Raw genomic sequence first — 21,922 nt, 5'->3', positions numbered from 1 at the left:
CTAGGCGGCCAGATACTTATTGAAGAACTCCGTGAGTTTGGCGAGAACCGGCTCCTGGAACTCCGGCTTGTCGCCGTAGAGATCCACGTGGCTGGCGCCGTCGACCCACAGGAGCTCCTTGGGCTCTGCAGCCTTCTCCAGCGCCCGCTCGCTGTGGAAGCGGGTCTCCGCGTCCGTGCCCGCGATCAGCAGCAGAGGGCGCGGGGCGATCAGCTGGAGGAATTGCCAGGCGTCGAACTGCGCGATCTCATCGAAGCTGCGGACCGCGACCTTGCTGGGCGCGTTGGGGTGTTCTGCACGTGGGGTGCGGTAGAAGTCGTAGGCCTCCGCCAGCATCGAGCGCGCGGGTACCTGGGCGGCCTCGTCCGCGGCCTGGGGGAACAGTGCCTCTGCGGGGGCGGGCTGTCCGGATGCCTCGACGGTGCGTGCCGTGTTCGCCGCAGCCAGCTGCTGATCGAGATCCTCGCGGTCGACGCCGGTCAGGTCGAGACCCTCGCGGAACATGTCGCCGATATTCACCGCGCTGACGGTGGCAACGGCCTTGATTCGCCGATCGGTCTGAGCCGCGAACGGGACGTAGCCGCCGGACCCGCAGATCCCGAGGGCTCCGATCCGATCGCTGTCGACCCGATCCAGCGAGGTCAGGAACGACACCGCATCTTTAATATTCTCGCTGCGAGCGATCGGGTCCTCGAGGAGCCGGGGCTCGCCCGCGGACTCGCCCTGGTAGGTGGCATCGAAGATGAGGACCGCGTAGCCGAGCTCGAACAGGGCTTTAGCCCAGATGGTGGGGGACTGTTCCTTGACGCTGGTCACCGGATGTCCGACCACGATGGCGGGTAGGGGACCTGACGTGGCGTCGGGCGTGTAGAGGGTTCCCACGACGTTGAGATCTTGACTGGTGAATGTGACTGTTTCGTTCATGTTTTTCATACTCGCGGTGGGCGATCGTGCCAGCAAGGGACGTTCGCTTCCCCCTCAGACCTGGCCGGCGAGCGCCTGAAGCGCCGCGAGCGAGGGACTGTTCGGCTCCGCAGTGAGCACGATGAGCTGTTGCGCTGGGGAATCCGAGTAGGCGAAGGTGTCCCACTCGAGGCTCAGTAACCCTGTCGCTGTCAGGTAGACCTCCTTATGTCCGGACCGGCGGATGTCGACGTATTGTGCCTTCCACAGACGGCGGAAGAGTGGGTCGGATTCGAGTTCGGCGACGATGGTCTCGAGCCGAGCGTGACCGGGGCGGCGTGCGGCGTCCATGCGTAGGTTGGCTACGGCGATCCGTGCTTCGTGCTCCCAATGCACGTACCGCTCCCGCATCGCGGGGTAGAGGAACATGATGCGCACCAGGTTCCGCTGTTCGGGTCGAAGAATCGAGAAGTCGCTGATCACCCTCTGCGCGAGATGGTTCCAGGCGAGGACGTCGAGGTACGGGCCGAGGATTATGGCCGGCGTCTCCACGAGTTGGTCGAGCACTCGCTGCAGGCGTGGCACCACAGAGGTGGTGAACTCCTTCTCACGCGAGCCGGGTTCGAGCTTACCCGCCAGCGTGAACATGTAGGCGCGCTGCTCCGCGTTCAATCGGAGGACATCGGCGAGGGCGTCGAGCACTCCGACGGAGACCGGCGCGCGGGCCTGCTCCAGCCGCTTGTAGTAGTCGACGCTGATGTACGCCCGCTCGGCAACCTCCTCGCGGCGCAGCCCAGGGACGCGGCGGGCGCCGAGGGACTCCTCGGCGGGAGGTACCTCACCGCGCCGCGCACGCAGGAATGCCCCCAGCTCGGTTCGGTTCGCTGTGGTCGTACTCACGATATCGAGGATAGGGCGAATCCCGTGGGGACAGGCAGTAGCGATCGATTCGCGTTCGCGGGCGTCCTCGCCAAGGACCCGGACCAGCGAATCGTCGCCGGCGGCAGCAATGGACATTGCGATCTGCTGTCTGTCACCGATGGTGGAATTGACGATCCCTTGGGCGCCACTGTCACATCGGCCGCGCCGCTTGCACGGGGCCGAGGAGTTCGTGGGTGCGGCAAGCGGGAGCGGTGATCAGCACCCTATGCAGATCGACGTGCGCCCCGACAGGGGTGAAATGATCCCAGTGGCTGGAGTCGGCGAGCACGTGCAGTAGGGGTGGATGGGTGGGGATGCCATGCAGGTCCGCCCGCCAAGTCTAGTCGAGTTCGCAGAGGTGTCGTAGGTTTCGGGGTAGTCGACGCCGGAGTCGAAGAACATCACCGGCACATCCGGTCGACGCGGCAGGCGAGGTCGAGGACGATCAGGGAGTCCTTGCCACCGGAGAACGCGAGGTACCCGTCATTCTGCGCGAGGTGCACCTCGATCCGGGTCAAGATGTCGGCGACGGCGCCCGGACCGGCCTTCCCCGACGACGCCCTCAGGCCGCGGAGAATCGCCAGTCCACGCAGGTGGTCCGAGGTTCACCCCAACCGAACCGGCAGTTCGAAATTTTTCAATTGACCATCTCGGGCCCGCGAGTGTGAACTATCTCATAACCGGGCATCGAGACCAGCCTTCACATCCACGACCGACGACAGGAGCTAGTCACATGCCGTCGCACGAAAGCTTTGTGCACTTGAGGGTGGTCGCGCAGTTCACTGAGAAGTCGCTGGCTGACATCGCGACCAGTTCTCGAGCAGATATGAACCACGCGGTCCGGTGCATGCACAGCCTTCGGCACCGTGCCGTGGCGGCGCATGTTGCTCGTCGAACGCATGGGGGACCAGCGTTAGCGACCGACTCTGGTCACAGCCTTCGCAACGTGCTCCGCGATCGCAGCACCCGCTGGAAATCATCACCGAAACACTGTCTCCGGGCCACAGCCGCCGCGGAGCGGCACGATGCGTGACGAATCGAGGGCAACAGCGCAGTGCGGCGGCCCGCACATCGTGCGGTGTCACACCAACGTGTGATCGGCCATCTACGCATACAGCGATAACTCCTCGATGGTCCGACGACACGAGTCATTTTGCGATGCCGGTGAATACACAGCGCCACTGACACCGGAATGTGGCCCCGAACAGCCGTATACAGCGCGGCGGCGCCGTCGAGTAGATGTTAAGCGGGGCTTGTCGATATGCGCTCACTGAGCTACAAGCATTCACGCATCAGGCCGTCAACACCACCTGAATGACGATCAGTCAATCGAAACCCGAGGAGCTAACTGTGGCAGATCGATTCAACGATTCCCTTCGGTCTCTTTATCTCGAATGGACTTCCCGGATGCAAGGCGATCCGAACATGTCGATTCAATCGATGCGGGAGATGCAGGAATCGTGGCAAACGGTAGCGACCGAGCCGCTGGGCGTGACCTATGAGGATGTCGACATCGACAGCCTCAAGGCTCTGTGGTGTATCCCTGCTCAATCAAATCCTGAGCTAGCAGTTCTGTATTTTCATGGTGGCGGTTTCATTGTTGGATCGCCAATGTCCCATCGGAAACTCGCCGGCCACATTGCACGCGCCGTCGGGGCCCGTGTTCTCGTGATCGCCTATCGTCGCGCGCCAGAGCACCCTTTCCCCGCCCAACTGGACGACGGTGTGAAAGCGTACGCATGGCTACTCGAACAGGGGTATTCCTCGGATAACCTCGTCAGCGCAGGCGATTCTGCGGGCGGAACACTATCGCTAGCGATAGTAGAGAAACTTCGGAGGCTTGAGCTCCCACTTCCTGGAGCAGTGCTGGCGATTTCGCCAGGTCTCGACTGGGAAGGAAAATGGATGGTCAATCAGGCCAACGATAAGCTCGCCTCCAAGGAAGTCATAGTTGGGATGGGCTCCATTGCCTTTGCCGGCGGGAGTGTGACCGACCCGCTGTCGAACCCGCTTTATGCGGACCTAGCGGGCTTCCCACCGGTGTATGTCGCAGCTGGCGGTCACGAGAATTTGCTTGGCGCTGCTGAGAAGTTCTTCGACAAAGCGTCAGCAGCCGGTATCGATGTCCATCTCGATGTCGCCGATGAGCGCCAACATGTCTATCCATTCGCGGTTGGCAACGACCCAGAAGCTGACCGGACCATCAACGATTTCGCGGCATGGGTCCTTCCGCGGCTCGAGGGTAAGGAGCCGGAAACAGCTTGCTCCGACTGGCGGGATGAAGCGGCAACCACACCGAGACGGTGAGATGCTCAGCGAAGGGTAGTGGAGTCACCATGGGTAACAAGGTAAAAGTTACAAACGCTGAGGCGCTGACACAGTTGCCTTTGAGTATCGCCGAGGCCGCAGACGCACTCCGCAACGGCATCACCACGTCTGCAGATCTCGTTCGGTGCGCCCTTGATCGCGCAGACCGCCTCGATCCCCTCCTCGGTGTGTATATCCGGCGGTTCGACGACGACGCACTTCGCGCCGCTCAACAAGCCGACAGGGACCGTCAGCGAGGCGTCGACCTCGGTCCCCTGCACGGCATTCCGTTGGCGATCAAAGACATGCTCACGACTGAGGAGGGGCCGACAACCGCGCAATCGTTGGTGCCCGACGACGAAGCACAACTCGTCGACGCAGCGCCGGTTGCAGCGTTGCGGCGTGCTGGTGCGGTGATCCTCGGCAAGACAACGCTCATGGAGTACTCGAAGGGGTACCCAGATCTCACAGCTCCGTTTCCTTTCCCACACAACCCGTGGTCACTGGATCACTGGACGGGTGGCTCCAGTTCGGGCATGGCGGGCGGCACAGCCGCGGGGCTGTTTCTCGGTGGTCTGGGTACCGACAGCGGTGGGAGCATCAGACTGCCGTCCTCGTATACAGGAATCACCGGGCACAAGCCAACCTACGATTTGGTGCCCAGGACCGGACTCCTCCGGCTGTCGGAGTCGCTGGACCATGTCGGCCCAATGGGAAGGTCGGCGCGCGATTGCGCCCTGTTACTCGAAGCGATCACCGACCAGAACTCCTTTCGTGCCGAATCCATCACGCAGATCGGACTCGAGGGTCTGCCGATAATCGTCGACCCCGCCCTGGTAAGCGACGCGGTGACTGCGGATGTGATCGAGGCATTCCAGAACGCCTGTGCGGTATTGGAGAGATTGGGCGGCCGGATAGTCCACTCGCCAGTTCCAGGTTATGCCGCCTTGAGTGAGGCCGCGTCGGTGATCGCCGCTGTTGAGGCCCGCGAGACCCACGCCGCGCGTTTGGCGAGCGGCGCACCATATAGTCCGGCGACGATCAAAACACTTCTCCAGCACCCAGGCCTGACTCCCCGAGACTATGCATTAGCCCGTAGGACAGTGGGTTCCATCCGCACCGAGCTCATCGATTTTCTCGGCAACGGAATTCTGCTCACTCCCACGGCGCCCTACGCACCGGCGACAGTCGAGGCGGTCCGCGCAGGTGCTGGATTGCTACCCCCAACATTCACCCGAGCGTGGAACGCCGTCGGGTTTCCTGCTACATCCGTGCCGATGGGCTTCGATAGCGCGGGGCTTCCGATCGGACTACAGATCGTCTCGGTTGAGGGACGCGACGACCTTGCTCTCGGCGTGGGTCATGCGTATCAACAACACACCTCGTGGCATCGTGCGACTCCCCCGCTGACCAGCGTCGCCTGAAACCGCTCCTACCGATGCTCCAATTCAAGTCCGAGAACATCTGTGCAGGATCATGACCGCCGGCAGCGCCCGCTCGATTCAGATCCGATACCGGATCAAGTGCTGATCGATGCGCCACGTCAAGAGCGCCAGCTCGGAGCGATAGAAGGCGCCGTAATAGCCGATACGGCTGCGCACCCGAGGGTTGACCTCCTTGGCGAGGCTGGACAGCGTCCGTGCCGCTGCGACGGTTGAGGAGCCAAGCCCTGACCACCTGACCGACTGCCTTCTTCGCCTTGGCGCTGATGGCCGGAGCAAAGCTCACGAAGTCGCCTCTCCGGCCCGAGCCAGACGGCCCGGAAGGTGTAACCCAGGGAGTCGAAGCTGGAAGCTGGTGTGCTCCGATTCCCGCGGGGGGGTGAACAGGTTGGCCAGCAGGGGCGAGAGCACGCCCCAACGCAGTGGGCAATGGGCAAGTATGGTCCCCTCCGTGTCGGTGTCGTCCAGGTGTTGAGCGTCGTCGGTGGTGCGTCCTCCGTGGGGATGCGGTGCCGGATGGTGATCTTGTCGGGTCTGATGAGGACGTCTTTGACGAGCAGCCGGAGCACGCGTTGGCGATCGCCAACAGTGGAGATCTCAGCCTTGGTGTGGAGTGGGAGAGGAAGACTTCGAGGTCGGAGGCGAGTTCGATGTAGGCCTCGCGGTCGGCGAGCAGATGTGAGTCGAGTTTCTCAATTTGATTGTGCAGGTATACTTCCCGGTCACGTAGGTCGGACATGCGTGCCCCATCTCGGCGGTCGTGATCAGTTGCTCCGAACGCCTCGATCGTGCGCGTGATCCGGATATTGGCTTTTGGCCAGTACCGTCTACAGACGTTTCGCTTCTTTGCGGCAGGGTTGGAGGTGCGCGCGCTGTCGAGCCGTTTGTCGATCTCGGTGCGGATCAGCTGGGGATTGGCCAGATCGCGGTGATGCGGTCCCAGACCACGGTGTCGAGGCAGTCGGGGGAAGACCGGTTTCGGATAGGAAAACGCGATTCGAACCATTCGAATCGTCACTTCACATTTTTTCAGTAGGAACCGACTGTGACGAGAATTACGATCAAATGGCATCGCGGGATGCGCAACATCGACCAGCAGTAGCTGAAACACTTTCTCTGAACATCCGATTCAAGCACACCCAGGAGAACAATATGGCACCCTCTGTGCCGAGTACACGCAGTGGCCTGTTCGTGGTCGCCCTGTGCTTCTTGACCATCGTTGCGGACGGTTTCGACCTGATCGTCTACGGCGCGACCGTTCCCAGCCTGCTCGACGAGCCCGGATGGGAGATGTCGCACGGCAGTGCCGGCTTGATCGGCAGCTGGACGCTGGCTGGCCTGATGGTCGGTTTCCTCCTCGCGGGTCCGCTCACCGATCGAATCGGCCGCCGCAACGTCATGATGGTCGGAGTCCTCTGGTTCTCGGCCGGCTCGGCTGCGTGCGCCTTGGCGCAGTCACCCGAGTTCTTCGGCTTCGCCAGATTTCTCACGGGAATCGGTCTCGGCGGGGTCGTGCCCTCGGCAGTCGCGCTGACCATCGAATTCGCGCCGAAGGGGCGCCGGCAGCTCTACAACGGACTCATGCTGACGGGATACTCCGTCGGCGGCATCATCTCCGCCCTCGCGGCCATCGCCCTTCTCCCCGAACACAGCTGGCGCCTGATGTACGCCATCGCAGCCCTCTACGTGGTGGTGCTGCCGGTGATGTACTTCAGGCTCCCCGAATCCGTCAACTACCTCGCGGTCCAGGGCAAGACGTCCGAGGCAAGGGAATTGGCGGAACAGTACCGCCTCGATTTCGACGCCATGGCGGCCGAGCACGCGGAACAGGCTGCCGCAGCGAATCAGGACGCACAGGTGCGGCGCGGCTACCAACTGTTGCTGTCGCATGGCTTTCGGGCGTCGGCAATTCTGTTCGTAATCACGGGTTTCTGCGCACAGCTGATTGTCTACGGCCTCAATACCTGGCTGCCGCAGCTCATGCGGGAAGCCGGTTATCCCCTCGGATCCTCTCTACAGTTCCTACTCGTACTTCAGGTCGGTGCCATCATCGGTGCGCTCGGCGGTTCGCTGCTCGCTGATCGCTTCGGCTCGAAGCGAATAGTCATACCGTTCTTCCTCGTGGGCGCACTGTCACTACTAGTGCTCAGCCAAAAGCTGGACATCGCTTTCCTGATGGTCGCGGTCGCCGGCGCCGGACTCGGCACGATCGGGACTTCCACGCTGACGTACGGATACGTCGCAGAACACTTTCCGGCCTCGTGCCGAGGATCCGCAGTCGGTGCGGTCATGGGACTGGCCCGCTTCGGAGCAATACTCGGTCCCCTGCTCGGCGGATGGATCCTCGGCTCGAACGTCGGACACGAATGGAACTTCTACGCATTCGCGCTACCGGCGCTGATCGCAGCAGTATTCGTCGCTCTCGTTCCGACAATCGCAACGACCGGAAGCCCGGCCCAGTCGTTTGCCGGAGCTGCGTCACCATCGCCTGCCTCTACCGTGACCAGAGAAGACACACCGCGCTGAGTCCGTGGTGGGCGGCGCCGCGGCAGGCTGTCCCGCAATTCCTGATTCTCCGTGAACGGCAGACCCGCCAGGTCCTCCACCGTCCTGATCTTCGTGACATCGACGTCGTGCTTGGCGAACTTCGCACGGTAGAGCAAGCTGTTCACGGCCAGGTACGTGAGTTGCTCCCGCAGCCGCTCGTTCTGAACCGCCCGCGTGTCCTTGGATGAAATAGCCTCGACCGCACTCCAGTAGTGCGCCGAGAAAAGAGCTGATGCCATGACGTCTTCCTCCTCGTCCGGTGAATGAGTGAGCGCCACTTCGAACTCCGCGCATTCCCCCGGACTTCGAAACCGATCACGAATACGCGACGGCGAGTCGTCGAGGAGTATGCGAAAATCGAGCTGGTTGCCGAGAAGCGCTCACACCGGCAGTGACGCAGTTTCGGAATAGCCTCGAAATCGACTATGCCTATATGCCGGTACACGTCTCGTGTATTCGAAATACGTTGCCCGAGAGGAACTCGGCACCATTTCGCACTGCGCGAATCGATACTTCGTAATTTTTCAATTGGATCCGCGTGAAATGCGGGAAAATTTGTGATCATTGGCTTCGGCGAAAAAGAGAATACGTCTTACGCCTGCGGAGCAGACGAGTGGGCGTGGTCGCACAACATTCTTTGGAGGATCTGATGGGTCGTGAGATCACCACCGTCGGGGCGAGCTACACCTTCGTCGAGGGACCACGGTGGCGCGACAGCCAGATCTGGTTCCGGACTTCGATCCCGACCCGCAAAGGCGAGCGTAAGCCGAGCTGCTGTCGGTCCGCGTCGAGGTCACTCCGGCTTTCGGTGACCGCTCGGCCACTTGGGCGATCATTATTGCCCTGTTGAGGAATGGGTTTCGCGTAGCATTACGTAACCCGCATTGTCGGCGAATTACTGGAGAGATCACATGATGTGGCAGGGTAATTACAATCAGTTCTACATCGACGGTAAGTGGGTGGCGCCGTCGACGAATGAGGTGATCTCCGTCGTGTCGCCGTTCACCGAGCAGGAGATCGCGCGGGTTCCGGCGGCCGCGAACGCCGACGTCAACGACGCGGTGACGGCCGCGCGCACGGCCTTCGATCAGGGCCCCTGGCCGCGAATGACGCTCGGCGAGCGGGTCGAGATCCTGCGACATCTGAGTGAACTACTCGCCGCCAACGAAACCGTGATGGCCGAGCTCGTCACCGCAGAGATGGGTTGCCCGATAACGCAATCACATGCGATTCACGCGATGCGTCCACGACTGATCCTGGACGCCTCGATCGATCTCGCGCTCGAGTATCCCTTCGACGTGACACGCGAGTCCGCGACCGGGCGCGCCCGAGTCACACGTGAGCCGGTCGGCGTGGTGGCCGCGATCGTTCCATGGAACGCCCCTCACCTGGTGACCATGATGAAGCTCGCGCCTGCGCTGCTGACCGGCTGCACGGTCGTGCTCAAGCCGTCCCCCGAAACTCCACTCGACGCGTATCTCCTGGCCGACATGATCGACAAGGCCGGGTTTCCGGCCGGTGTCGTCAACGTCGTACCAGCACATCGTGATGTCAGTGAATATCTGGTGACGCATCCCGGGGTCGACAAGGTTTCGTTCACCGGGTCGACGGGCGCCGGTCGCCGGATCGGAGCCCTGTGCGGCGAGGCGGTACGCCGCGTGACGCTCGAGCTCGGCGGCAAGTCGGCTGCAATCGTTCTCGACGACGCCGATCTCGACTCCGCCGCCGAGGCTCTCCGCGCCGGCGCCTTCCGCAACACCGGCCAGGTGTGCAGTTCCAAGACGCGCGTCGTCGTCTCGCGCACACGCGCGAAAGACCTGATTGACGCGCTGGTGGCGGCGACCGAGAAGATGCCGGTCGGCGACCCGTCCGATCCATCCACGGAATTCGGACCGCTGGTGACAGCACAGCAACGCCAACGCGTCGAGGGGCTCATCCGATCGGGACGCGGGTCCGGGGCCGGCATCGCGCTCGGCGGTGGACGCCCCCGGGGGCTGGATACGGGGTGGTTCGTCGAACCGACCATATTCACGAATGTCGAGTCGTCGATGGAGATCGCCCGCGAGGAGATCTTCGGGCCGGTCCTGTCGATCCTCGAGTACGACGACGAAGACCACGCGATTGCGATCGCCAACGACTCGCAGTACGGGCTGAACGGATCGATCTTCACGGCAGACGTACAGCACGCCGTAGATCTGGCTGCACGGATCCGAACCGGAACGGTGGAGATCAACGGCAACCCGGTCGGGCTCTCGGCTCCCGTCGGCGGGTTCAAGAGCAGCGGTATCGGCCGGGAACTGGGAGTGGAGGGATTCGACGCATTCGTCGAACTCAAGTCGGTAGGCCTACCCCGTGACTTCTCGATTCGTGAATCCCTGAGCAGTCCAGTCTGATTCGGTCACACAGGCGGCCTGGTGGCACTGGTGCCACCAGGCCGCCTGTGTTCGTTTCGAACGGTGATCAGGAGTCGAAAACGATGACGCCGCGGAGGTTGCGGCCTGCCTTCATATCGTCGAAGCCCGTAGTGATGTCGTCGAGGGCGTAGCGGGTGGTGACGAGTTCGTCGAGGCGCAGCTGCCCGCGCTGGTACATCTCGAGCTGGGCCGGGATGTCCGCGGTGGGGGAACTGGCGCCGAACAATGATCCCTGCAGACGCTTCTGGTACAGGACCAGCTCGTGAAGGTTGATGTCACCGTCACGCACGTGGGTGTCGCCGAGGCCAACCGCGACGCAGGTCCCGGCCTTGCGGATGGCCCCGAGGGCCTGACCGATGTGGCGTCCCGTGGTGACGCCGACGGTGACGATGGCAGCGTCCGCGCCCTGCCCGTTGGTCATCGACCGCGCTACCTCGGCGGCTTCCTCGATGTCGGCGACGGCGTGGGTGGCTCCCAGCTTCAGTGCGCTCTCGCGTTTGAACTCGACCGGGTCGACGGCGATGACCGCGCCCGCGCCGGCGTGTGCGGCACCCTGGACGGCGTTGATGCCGACGCCGCCGATGCCCATCACAATGACGACCTGCCCCGGCCGCACCTGCGCGGAGTTGACGGCGGCGCCCCAGCCGGTGCCGACGCCGCAGCCGGTGAGGCAGGCGAGGTCGAGGGGGATCGACGGATCGATCTTGATCGCCGAGGCGGTGGAGACGGTGACGTGCTCGCAGAACGTGCCGAGGCCGGCGAGCTGCCCGACTGGTGTGCCGTCGAGCGAGACGCGGAACGAGGTGGGGTCGTCGAAACGGGCGCCGGTGGCGAGAAAGCGGCCGAGATCGCAGAGGTTCTGGTGGCCATGGGCGCATGAGGGGCAGCGTCCGCAGACCGGCAGGAAGGAGAAGACCACGTGGTCGCCTTCGGCGAAGCCCGTGGTTCCAGCGCCGACTGCTTCGACAATCCCCGAGCCTTCGCGTCCTCCGGCGATCGGCAGAATGCCGGGGGTCTGGTCGCCGGTGGCGAAGTGGTCGTCCGAGTGGCACAGGCCGCTCGCAACCATTTTGACGCGGATCTCGCCGGGCCGGGGGTCGTCGACCTTCAACTCGACGACCTCGTACCGGCCCGGGGATTCCCGCAGCACCGCTCCCCGCGTCAGCACGGCTGCCCCGCCTCCCCGCTGTTCCGTGTACCCGTACGAGATATTGATTCCATCATTACTGCTGCACTCCTCGCTGACGAACCTGGCTGGCCGGCGACGGCGAGCACCGCCACGGCATTCGGTCGATCTCGTGACAAGAGGATCGCCATCGAAACGTCGGACGCGCCGAACGCGGGCACCGTCTCTGCACGTGGAGGTCACCGTACCGGGACCGTTTGTCGAATGTGACTCTGGCTATATTGCCTCTCCCCTGTCGGCACCGTCAATAGCAAAAAATGAATGGTCAATTTCGACATAGATTTCGATTCGTGCCGTTCGAATCGCCGCTTCGCAATTCTTCAATTGGCAGCCTCAATAAGGACGGATAGGCTCGGAAGTATTCGATCGGAGCCAGAAAGTCATGGGAAAACTGCAGAGTCCCCTCGCGGGCATCAAGCTCGTCTAGCTGGGTGGCGTCGGATCGGTTCCCTTCTGCTGCATGCTCCTGTCCGACCTGAGGGCAGACATCATCCGGGTCGACCGGCCGCCGGTCTATGACTATGGCGCGCAGGTGGATCCGCGCTTTAACCTTCTCAACCGCGGGCGCGCTGAGCAGCGCGTCGCCGGCACCCGCACCTCATCGAGGAAGATCTCGGTGGTACCGGTCGCATGCCGCGACAGAGTAGGCAGTTTGCAGATGTCCCGACCCGGAGTGTCATTCGGTATCAGCAGCATTGACAGATCATCGGCACGCCGTCAAAGACGAGATCGGAACGGTCGGTCTGCCGCTGTCGTTCTCGACCGCCGCCGCCACCCCTGCACGCAGGCCCGGGACATCGGGGACGTCATCGGCGACAAGCCAGGAGCATTCGGTGACGCTGTCCGTCGAGGTGGGACGCCACCATCACCGATGGGTTGATCGTCTCCCGGGCCGGAATCTTGATGCACCGACCGACCGGCTCCCCTGCGTCCAGGTAGCCGCCGGCCCCGGAATGCCCGAGTGTGCCCGCAGAGATGCCCGGCACGGCATCGACATCGAAGTCGGCGAGCCGTGTGATGCGGGGGACTTCGCGCCGTCAATCCGCCGCGCGCGATGGCATTTGGTGCGGTCGTCGACCTCGGCGGTGAGCACTCTGTCAAAACGGCTGATGTGGTTGTTGTTCGCGGGCAGCGATTGAACGTGCTTGGTCTGAGCCAACCCGCTCGCCCCAGGAAGGGCGCCGGGTTTGCGGATCAGCTCGTGCGTTGTCCGTAGCTGCCTCGGATTGACCACTTGCCGAATTGGAAAGCGGACCTTCGCAATATGTCAAGTTCGCGGGCTACTCCCTAGGACTGACGAAGAGTAGCGTCGGTCTCGTTATTGACGTCGATTCCGCGGCGCAGCCGCGTTGCCAGAGTATGCCGCTCTCCACGTCACCATGAGGAGGAAATAATGAACGATTCCACCGGCGAAGACTTGGGTCAGCAGGACGCGACTATTCTGGGCATGGTGGGCGATATGGCGAAGGCAGCCAAGGACTCGGTCGCCGAGAAGGCCCACCCACTGGTCGAGCAGTACGCGAGCCTTTTCACTCACGGCGCCCGATCACCCGTGCTGCGCACACCTGACGAGGTGGGGCTGGAATTCGAGGAATGCTGGTTCCCTTCGGCCGATGGTGTCACCCTCGATGCTTGGTTCATCCCCGCCGAATCCGAGAAACTCCTCATCGTCAACCATCCCATGCCGTGCAACCGCTATGGGTTCCCCGGGCACCTTGCGCCGTGGAACACAATGTTCGGTGGCTTCGAGGTGAGCTTCCTGCCGGAATTGAAACATTTGCACGACGCTGGCTACAACATCCTCACCTACGACCTACGTAATCACGGCCGCAGCGGCGAGGGCAGCGGCGGCCTCGCCGGCATCGGATTGCTGGAATGCCGCGACGTGCTCGGCTCGGTCCAGTACGCCCAATCCCGTCCGGATTTGGCCACGATGACCACCGGGCTCTACAGCCGGTGCATGGGCGCGAACTCGACGATCGTTGCCCTGTCCAAGTGGCCCCAGGAGTTCACCGATATCCGCGCCGCCCTGTTCCTCCAGCCCGCCCCGGGGGAGGCTCTCGTCAGGTGCGCTGCTCGACACTTCAAGCTCGATCCAGACAAAATGGCCGAGCGGGTAGACCAGCGGATCTTCGCGCTTTCAGGTTTCCGGCTTGGACAGATGACACCGACGCCCTATGCCGGTGCGGTGAAAATCCCGACGATGGTTGCTCAACTACGCCGGGACTGGTTGATGGACCCCGGCACCATCGAGGAGCTGTACAACAAGATCGGGACCACCGAGAAAGAGCTGTTCTGGATCGAGGGATCAGACCAGCGGTTCTCCGGCTACAACTATTTCGGCCAACACCCCGAACGGCTCATTGGCTGGTTCGGGCAGCATCTGCGCTGACGCTGCGCGACTCCGGAGACCTCGAATCGCGGCGACACTGCTCCCCAACCCGGGGGACTGGCCCGCTTCGGAGCGATTCTGGGCCCGTTGCTCGGCGGATGGATCCTCGGCTCGAACGTCGGACACGAATGGAACTTCTATGCATTCGCGCTTCCGGCACTCGTCGCAGCAGTACTTGTCTCTCTCGTTCCGACAATCGCAACGACCGGAAGCCCGACCCAGTCGTTCGCCGGGGCGGCGTCACCATCGCCTGCCCCTGCCGTGACCGGAGAAGACACACCCAATTGAGACACATGGTGGGCACGAACCACTGGGAATCGTGAGGTCCCTGTGTGGTTCGTGCCCACCTCTTCTATCGTTCGTGCGCTCGGATCAGCCCACCGTCGGGTTCGTCCGCGCGTCCAGAACCTCGGCGCGCAGTGCTGCGGTGTGCTCGCCGAGAGCGGGAACGGCACCGGCGCGGATAGCCCAATCGAGCGCCATGGCGGGCGGCTCGAGCGCCGGTACCGGGCCCACGGGCGACCCGACATCACGCCAGCGGCCACGTTCGGCGAGCTGAGGGTGAGTCGCGAGTTCCCTCACCGTATTGAGGCGGGCGTTGCCGATACCCACCCGGTCAGCCAGCGACTGGATATCGGCGAGCGTGCGTTGCCGGCACCAGTCACCGAGCAGTTCGTCGAGCTCGGCCCGCCGTGTGACCCGGTCGGCATTGCGGGCGTAACGCGGGTCGTCGGCGAGGTCAGGGCGCTCCAGCAGGTCGGTGGCAAGTCTGCGCCACTCGCGGTCGCTGGTGGTACCGAGGACTGCGGTCTGCCCGTCCGCCGTGTCGAACACCCCGTACGGGGCGATCATCGGTGACCCCATGCCCACCGGCTGCGGTTCGGTGCCGGCGTGGACGACCTGGTTGAGCGCGAACCCCATCATCTCTGCCACGACATCGAACATCGCAATGGGGATGACGGCGCCCCGGCCGGTGGACTTGCGGTCGTACAGTGCGGCGAGCACCGCCGAATATGCGTACAGGGCGGTGCCGACGTCGGCGATCGGAATCCCGGATTTCACCGGCTGTCCCGGCCAGCCGGTGATCGAGCAGGACCCAGCCTCGGCCTGCACGAGCAGGTCGTACGCGCGCTTGTCGTCGAGCACGCCGCCCGTCCCGTACCCGGAGATGTCGACCACCACGAGACGGGGGTAAGTGTCGGCGAGAGTGTCGGGTGCCAGCCCCAGCCGGCCCAACGCACCGGGTGCGAGGTTGCTGACCAGGACGTCGGCGCGATCGAGGAGTCCGGTGAACACCTCGAGGTCGGTGGGGTCGGTGAGGTCGAGGGCGGCCGATTCCTTGCCGTGGTTCAGCCAGACGAAGTGGGCGGCCATCCCGCGCACGACGCCGTCGTAGTGGCGGGTGCTGTCGCCGCCTTTGGGGTTTTCGATCTTGATCACCCGGGCGCCGAGGTCGGCGAGATGCCGGGTGCACAGCGGAGCGGAGATGGCCTGTTCGAGGCTGACGACGGTGACACCGGCGAGTGGCGCGTTCATGCGAACCTCGGTGCGCGCTTCTCGCGGTGGGCGGCGACGCCCTCGACGACTTCCGGTCCGCCGAATCCGTAGAACTCGAGCCCGAGGGATGTGTCGAAGATCGGCATCGCCTGCCGGTACCAGTTGTTCAGGGCGTGTTTGGTCCACTGCAGCGCGCTCGGTGCGCCGGCGGCCAGCGTGGTGGCGATTTCCAGGGCGCGACTCTGCACCTGGTCGTCGTCGACGCAGAGGGAAACGAGGCCGATGCGCTCCGCTTCCTCACCGGTGAGGACTTCGTTCATCAGCAGGTGGTACTTGGCTTTCGCCATTCCGCACAGCATCGGCCAGCAGATGGCCGCGTGGTCGCCGGCGGCGACCCCGAGGCGGACGTGGCCGTCGACGATCTTCGCGCGCCGACCGGCAACGGACACATCCGCGAGGAGCGCGGCGACCAGTCCCGCTCCCACCGCGGGACCGTTGACGGCGGAGACGATCGGCTTCGAGCATTCAATGAGGTTGCGCACGAGGTCGCGGGCCTCCCGGAGGATGCGGGTACGCACCTGCCAGTCCTCCACCATCGACTCCACCAGGTCGAAGCTTCCCCCTGCGGAGAAGGCGCGATTGCCGGCGCCGCGGATGAGTACGGCGCGGACGGAGTCGTCGCGGTCGATCGCCGTCCACACGTCGGCCAGGTCGCGGTGCATGTCCGGGCCGACGGCATGCAGGTCGGGCCCGTCGAGCACGATGCGCAGGACGTGGTCGGACGGGCGGTCGATTGCCAGGGTCGGAAACTCTTCGTAGGTCCTCATGAGTTCACTCGTTCGATCAGGGCGACCTTCACGTGGTCGGGGCGCTTCAGGGTTCCGTCGGGGACGAGGTCGACGACCGTTTTTACGTTGAGCGCCGAGCGGACTCGCTGCTCGATGGTGGTGCGCAGTTCGGACTGCTGCTCGGCGGTCAGGCCGTCGGCGTGCTCGACGACCAGGGGAAGTGGACGCTGGGTGGAGTGGCCCTCGAAGTCTGCGCGGATGCGCATCTCCCCGGTGGCGGCGGGCGCCAGCTCGGACACGAGCTGTTTGACCGCGGACGGGAAGAGATTGATCCCGCGGACGATGAGCATGTCGTCGGTTCGGCCGATGCAGCGAACCTTGTACCCGGTGCGGCCGCACGCGCAGTCGGTCCCCGTGACCACCACGTGGTCGCGGGTGCGGAAGCGAAGCAGCGGTGAGGCCTGGCGACGCAGGGCCGTGTAGACGAGTTCTCCCTGCGCGCCCTCGACCGGTTCGATCAGCTCGTCGGTGTCGGGGTCGATCAGCTCGGCCACCATCAGATCCGGCGAGAGGAAGTGCATGCCGTCGCCGGCCTCGCACTCACCCCAGTAGATGCACGCGATATCGGTGCCGCCCAGCATCTCCCGCGAGGTGGCACCCCACAGGGTCTCGAGCTTGTTCCGCACCGCGGGCAGTCCCCCGCCGGGCTCACCGCCCACGCTGATGGCGCGCACCCCGAGTTCGTGAGCGGGCAGGCCCACGATCGACGGTGCCTGTTCGGCGAGGTGAGCCAGGAAGTTCGGCGTTCCGATCAGGGCACTCGGCCGTTGATCGGCCTGCACGCGCAGCAGCCGGTCGGCGCCGGCCTCGGCACCGATCGGGATGTCGACGATGCCCATGTACTGGGCCATCTGCACCACCGGGATGCCGCCGACGAATCCCTTGCTCATTCCGAACCCGTGCAACAGCCGGTCGCCGGGGCGGAAGCCGTTGGCGTACAGCGCCCGCGCCCCCAGGTCGCACCACACGTCGATGTCGCTCCGCGTCAACCCGACGTAGGAAGGGCTGCCGGTGGTACCGGAGGACGCCTGGATCTGCACGATGTCGGCCTGGTCGGCCGCGACATGGTTTCCGAGCGGCGGCGCCGCGGTCAGGCTGTCCCGCAATTCCTGCTTCTCCGTGAACGGCAGACCCGCCAGGTCCTCTACCGTCCTGACCTTCGTGACGTCGACTCCGTGCTCGGCGAACTTCGCGCGGTAGAACGCGCTGTGGGCGGCCAGGTAGGCGAGTTGCTCCTTCAGCCGCTCGCTCTGGACCGCCCGCGCGTCCTTGGGTGAAATAGCCTCGACCGCACTCCAGTAGTGCGCCGAGAAAGGACCTGATGCCATGACGTCTTCCTTCTCGTCCGGTGAATGAGTGAGCGCCACTTCGAACTCCGCGCATTCCCCCGGACTTCGATATCCGATCACGAATACGTGACGGCGTGTCGTCGAGGAGTATGTGAAAATCGAGCTGGTTGCCGAGAAGCACTCGCACCGGCAGTGACGCCGATTCGGAGTATAGCCTCGAAATCGACGATGTCCATATGCCTGCAACCACCCCATGGATCGAAATACGTTGCCCTAGAAGAATTTGGTCTCACTTCACGTCTCCCGAATCGACGCTTCGCAAAATTTCAATTGGAACGGCAAGCACATCGCGATAAATTGGTCGTCATCGACTTCGGTGATGACCAATCGACTTGTAAGTAATGGGTATCGCGCAGAAATTTCCAACCCGCATTGTCGGCGAAGTACTGGAGAGATTACATGGTGTGGCATGGCAATTACGATCGGTTCTACATCGGCGGTAATTGGGTGGCGCCGTCGACGGATGAGGTGATCTCCGTCGTGTCGCCGTTCACCGAGCAGGAGATCGCTCGGGTTCCGGCGGCCGCGAACGCCGACGTCGACGACGCGGTGACGGCCGCGCGCACGGCCTTCGATCAGGGTCCCTGGCCGCGGATGACGCTCGGCGAGCGGGTCGAGATTCTGCGACACCTGAGTGAACTACTCGCCGCTAACGAAACTGTGATGGCAGAGCTGGTGACCGCGGAGATGGGCTGCCCGATAACGCAATCGCACGCAATTCAGGCGGCGCGACCACGATTGATCCTGGACGCCTCGATCGATCTCGCGTTCGAGTATCCATTCGACGTCGTCCGTGAGTCCGCGACAGGGCGCGCCCGAGTCACACGCGAACCGGTTGGTGTGGTGGCCGCCGTCGTCCCGTGGAATGCCCCACACCTGGTCACGATGATGAAGCTCGCACCTGCGCTGCTCACCGGCTGCACCGTCGTGCTCAAACCCTCCCCCGAAACCCCATTGGACGCGTATCTCCTGGCGGACTTGATCGACAGGGCCGGGATTCCGGCCGGCGTCGTCAACGTCGTTCCAGCACACCGTGATGTCAGCGAGCATCTGGTGACACATCTCGGGGTCGACAAGGTCTCGTTCACCGGGTCGACGGGCGCCGGTCGACGGATCGGCGCCCTGTGCGGCGAGGCGGTACGCCGCGTGACGCTCGAACTCGGTGGAAAGTCGGCCGCGATCGTCCTCGACGACGCCGATCTCGACGCGACCGTCGAGTCTCTCCGCGCCGGCGCCTTCCGCAACACCGGCCAGGTGTGCAGTTCCAAGTCGCGCGTCGTCGTCTCGCGTACACGCGCGAAAGACCTGATTGACGCGCTGGTGGCGGTGACCGAGAAGATGCCGGTCGGCGACCCGTCCGATCCATCGACGGAGTTCGGACCGCTGGTGACGGCCCAACAACGCCAACGCGTGGAGGCCCTCATCCGATCGGGACGCGGCTCCGGGGCCGGGATCGCGCTCGGCGGTGGGCGCCCCCGGGGATTGGATAGCGGGTGGTTCGTCGAACCGACCATCTTCACGAATGTCGAGTCGTCGATGGAGATTGCCCGCGAGGAGATCTTCGGGCCGGTGCTGTCGATTCTCGAGTACGACGACGAAGACCACGCGATTGCGATCGCCAACGACTCGCAGTACGGGCTGAACGGATCGATCTTCACGGCAGACGTACAGCACGCCGTAGATCTGGCTGCACGGATCCGAACCGGAACGGTGGAGATCAACGGCAACCCGGTCGGGCTGTCGGCTCCCGTCGGCGGGTTCAAGAACAGCGGTATCGGCCGGGAACTGGGGCCCGAAGGATTCGACGCATACACCGAACTCAAATCGGTAGGTCTTCCCCGCGACTTCGTGGTCCCCGAAGAGATAGTGCGATGAACAACCTCCAAGGCAAGGTCGCCGTCGTCACCGGCGGTACCGGCGGAATCGGCAAAGGAGTCGCTCTGCGGCTGGCTGGGCGCGGTGCAACGGTCGTACTCAACGGCAGGGACGAACGCAAGGCCGAGTCGGTCCTCGCGGACATCGAACGTCTGGGCGGCGCCGGCGGCTTCGTCGCCGGCGATGTCCGCTCGAAGAGCGACATGAACGCCGTCACAGCGGAAGCCGCTCGCCGCTTCGGCGGTATCGACATCGTGGTGCCCAATGCCGGAGGCAACGACGACGAAGCTCGCTCGACCGACGTCCGCGGGCCTTTCGCCGACATCGATATCGAGCGCGTCACGGACTTCATCGGGCAGGCGGTGGCGGCGAAACTCCTTGTGGTGCAGTCGACTGTTCCCTACATGCGGGAGCGAGGCGGCGGAAGCGTCGTCTTCGTCACGTCGGAGGGCGGTCGGGTGCCGACGCCGGGACAGACCGCGATCGCCACCTTCTCCGGCGGAGTGATCATGGCGAGCAAAGTGCTGTCCAAGGAATTGGCGAGACATCGGATCCGGGTGAACTGCGTGTGTGTGACCGTGGTCCGCGATTCGCCGTCATGGGAGGCGGCCTTCCAGCGCGAAGATGGCGTATCCGACCATCACCGAAAGCAATACGAGAAGATCATCGAACGCAGCCCGCTGGGAGTCGCCGCGCCCCAGGACATCGGCGACGTGGTGACCTTCCTGGCGTCCGACGATGCGCAGTACCTCACGGGAGCCGTTGTCAGCCCCACCGGCGGCTTGACCATTCACTGATACGAATTCCCCTGAGAGCGGGCGGGGCGGAGCGGTGATGCGCTCCGCCCCGCGTGCTGTTGCGGGAACACTCGGATGATCAGGCGTCGTGGACGATGACGCCGCGCAGGTTTCGGCCGGCTTTCATGTCGTCGAATCCCGTGGTGATGTCGTCGAGGGTGTAGCGGCTGGTGACCAACTCGTCGAGGCGCAGTTGCCCGCGCTGGTACATCTCGAGCTGGGCCGGGATGTCCGCGGTGGGGGAACTGGCGCCGAACAGGGAACCCTGCAGACGCTTCTGGTACAGGACCAGCTCGTGCAGGTTGATGTCCCCGTGTTTAACTGCGACGTCACCGAGCCCGACCACCACACAGGTGCCGGCCTTGCGGACGGACTGCAGGCCCTGTCCCACGTGACGTCCGCTGGTAACGCCGACGGTGACAATGGTGGCGTCCGCGCCCTGACCGTTGGTCATCGACCGGGCGAATTCTGTGGCCTCTTCGATACCCGCGGCGGAGTGGGTGGCTCCGAGCTTCAGGGCGCTTTCGCGTTTGAACTCGACCGGATCGACGGCGATGACCGCGCCTGCCCCGGCGTGTGCGGCACCCTGGACGGCATTGATCCCGATCCCGCCGATGCCCATCACGATGACAACGTGCCCCGGCCTGATCTGTGCGGAGTTGACCGCCGCACCCCACCCGGTCCCCACGCTGCACCCGGTCAGACACGCGACGTCCAGGGGGATCGTCGGATCGATCTTGATCGCCGAGGCGGTGGAGACGGTGACGTATTCGCAGAACGTGCCGAGGCCGGCGAGCTGCCCGACTGGTGTGCCGTCGAGCGAAAGGCGGAACGAGGTGGGGTCGTCGAAGCGGGCGCCGGTGGCGAGAAAGCGGCCGAGGTCGCAAAGATTTTGATGACCGGTGGCGCACCAGCGGCAGCGTCCGCAGACCGGGAGGAAGGAGAAGACCACGTGGTCGCCTTCGGCGAAGCCTGTGGTGCACGGTCCGACTGCTTCGACGATGCCGGAACCTTCGTGGCCGCCTGCGATCGGCAGGATCCCGGGTTGCTGGTCTCCGGTCGCGAAGTGGTCGTCCGAGTGGCACAGGCCGCTGGCCACCATCTTGACGCGGATCTCGCCGGGCCGGGGGTCATCGACCTCCAACTCGACGACCTCGTACTCACCTGGCGACTGCCGAAGAACCCCTCCCCGCGTCAGCACGGTCGCATCTCCCCACAACCGTGGGTAACCCTGCGATATCTGCATTTCCAAATGACTGTTGCACTCCTCGGTGACGAAGCTTGGCTGGTGGACGGCGGCATTCGGACGATCCGGGAACAGCGTCCAGTTTTCGGAGCGCCGAACGCGGGGCACCGTAGCTGCACGTGGGGGTCACCGCACCGGTGACACTGTGCCGAAGACGACTCCGGTTATATTGCCTGTCTCCGGTCGAGGCCGTCAATA

15 protein-coding genes are annotated in these 21,922 nt (G+C 64.0%); 8 read left to right on the top strand and 7 right to left on the bottom strand.

The genetic code is table 11. The features are described 5' to 3' along the window. Both RJ1_RS31765 and RJ1_RS31760 read right to left on the bottom strand, forming a co-directional pair. A complete protein-coding gene (locus tag RJ1_RS31765; RefSeq protein ID WP_073366463.1) occupies positions 1–924 on the bottom strand; it encodes an alpha/beta hydrolase in 924 nt (307 codons plus the stop codon). Between the two features lie 54 nt (positions 925–978). Further along, positions 979–1,803, bottom strand: coding sequence for a helix-turn-helix domain-containing protein (locus RJ1_RS31760; protein WP_073366468.1), 825 nt, complete (start codon positions 1,801–1,803; stop codon positions 979–981). Between the two features lie 1,335 nt (positions 1,804–3,138). On the opposite strand from RJ1_RS31760, the gene RJ1_RS31750 reads away from it, so the two are divergent. From RJ1_RS31750 to RJ1_RS31735, 4 genes are all read left to right on the top strand, one after another. Next, the gene (locus RJ1_RS31750) at positions 3,139–4,131 is read left to right on the top strand and encodes an alpha/beta hydrolase (RefSeq protein ID WP_083400611.1); all 993 of its coding nucleotides are present in this window, start codon (positions 3,139–3,141) and stop codon (positions 4,129–4,131) included. Positions 4,132–4,160: 29 nt separating this feature from the next. After that, a complete protein-coding gene (locus RJ1_RS31745; protein ID WP_073366461.1) occupies positions 4,161–5,555 on the top strand; it encodes an amidase in 1,395 nt (464 codons plus the stop codon). Positions 5,556–6,725: 1,170 nt separating this feature from the next. Then, a complete protein-coding gene (locus RJ1_RS31740) occupies positions 6,726–8,099 on the top strand; it encodes an MFS transporter (RefSeq protein WP_073366460.1) in 1,374 nt (457 codons plus the stop codon). Between the two features lie 932 nt (positions 8,100–9,031). Further along, complete coding sequence (locus RJ1_RS31735) at positions 9,032–10,513, top strand: aldehyde dehydrogenase (RefSeq protein ID WP_073366459.1); 1,482 nt, start codon at positions 9,032–9,034, stop codon at positions 10,511–10,513. A gap of 67 nt (positions 10,514–10,580) precedes the next feature. Here RJ1_RS31735 and RJ1_RS31730 read toward each other — a convergent pair whose 3' ends face one another. Beyond that, positions 10,581–11,702 carry an NDMA-dependent alcohol dehydrogenase gene (locus tag RJ1_RS31730; protein ID WP_073366458.1) on the bottom strand — a complete coding sequence of 374 codons (1,122 nt, stop codon included), beginning with the start codon at positions 11,700–11,702 and terminating at the stop codon, positions 10,581–10,583. A gap of 851 nt (positions 11,703–12,553) precedes the next feature. Here RJ1_RS31730 and RJ1_RS46900 point away from each other — a divergent pair. Together RJ1_RS46900 and RJ1_RS31720 are read left to right on the top strand one after the other, a co-directional pair. Continuing rightward, positions 12,554–12,859: a hypothetical protein gene (locus RJ1_RS46900; RefSeq protein ID WP_162850355.1), complete on the top strand. Its 306-nt coding sequence runs from the start codon at positions 12,554–12,556 to the stop codon at positions 12,857–12,859. Positions 12,860–13,113: 254 nt separating this feature from the next. Further along, entirely contained in the window at positions 13,114–14,112 is a 999-nt protein-coding gene (locus tag RJ1_RS31720; protein WP_240319880.1) for an alpha/beta hydrolase family protein, read from the top strand. Between the two features lie 372 nt (positions 14,113–14,484). On the opposite strand, the gene RJ1_RS31715 is transcribed toward RJ1_RS31720, so the two are convergent. Genes RJ1_RS31715 through RJ1_RS31705 form a run of 3 tightly spaced genes read right to left on the bottom strand, consistent with a single transcriptional unit; the run spans position 14,485 to position 17,785 of the window. Continuing rightward, complete coding sequence (locus RJ1_RS31715; RefSeq protein WP_073366456.1) at positions 14,485–15,648, bottom strand: CaiB/BaiF CoA transferase family protein; 1,164 nt, start codon at positions 15,646–15,648, stop codon at positions 14,485–14,487. Further along, positions 15,645–16,436 (bottom strand): enoyl-CoA hydratase/isomerase family protein, encoded by a 792-nt coding sequence (locus RJ1_RS31710; protein ID WP_073366455.1) that lies wholly within the window; start codon positions 16,434–16,436, stop codon positions 15,645–15,647. The genes RJ1_RS31715 and RJ1_RS31710 overlap by 4 nt, the downstream gene beginning before the upstream one ends. After that, complete coding sequence (locus tag RJ1_RS31705) at positions 16,433–17,785, bottom strand: phenylacetate--CoA ligase family protein (RefSeq protein WP_073366466.1); 1,353 nt, start codon at positions 17,783–17,785, stop codon at positions 16,433–16,435. The genes RJ1_RS31710 and RJ1_RS31705 overlap by 4 nt, the downstream gene beginning before the upstream one ends. A gap of 420 nt (positions 17,786–18,205) precedes the next feature. Between RJ1_RS31705 and RJ1_RS31700 the strand changes: the two genes are divergently transcribed. Next, positions 18,206–19,681, top strand: a complete 1,476-nt coding sequence (locus RJ1_RS31700; RefSeq protein WP_073366454.1) for an aldehyde dehydrogenase — start codon at positions 18,206–18,208, stop codon at positions 19,679–19,681. Further along, positions 19,678–20,478, top strand: a complete 801-nt coding sequence (locus tag RJ1_RS31695) for an SDR family NAD(P)-dependent oxidoreductase (protein WP_073366453.1) — start codon at positions 19,678–19,680, stop codon at positions 20,476–20,478. The genes RJ1_RS31700 and RJ1_RS31695 overlap by 4 nt, the downstream gene beginning before the upstream one ends. A 79-nt stretch (positions 20,479–20,557) precedes the next feature. Here RJ1_RS31695 and RJ1_RS31690 read toward each other — a convergent pair whose 3' ends face one another. Then, entirely contained in the window at positions 20,558–21,679 is a 1,122-nt protein-coding gene (locus RJ1_RS31690) for an NDMA-dependent alcohol dehydrogenase (RefSeq protein WP_073366465.1), read from the bottom strand. Between the last annotated feature and the right edge of the window lie 243 nt (positions 21,680–21,922).

This window comes from Rhodococcus jostii NBRC 16295 (assembly GCF_001894825.1).
Taxonomy (GTDB): Bacteria; Actinomycetota; Actinomycetes; order Mycobacteriales; family Mycobacteriaceae; genus Rhodococcus_F; species Rhodococcus_F jostii.
The sequence above is the reverse complement of the archived record's forward strand: the minus strand, read 5'-3'. Positions and strand labels throughout refer to the sequence as shown.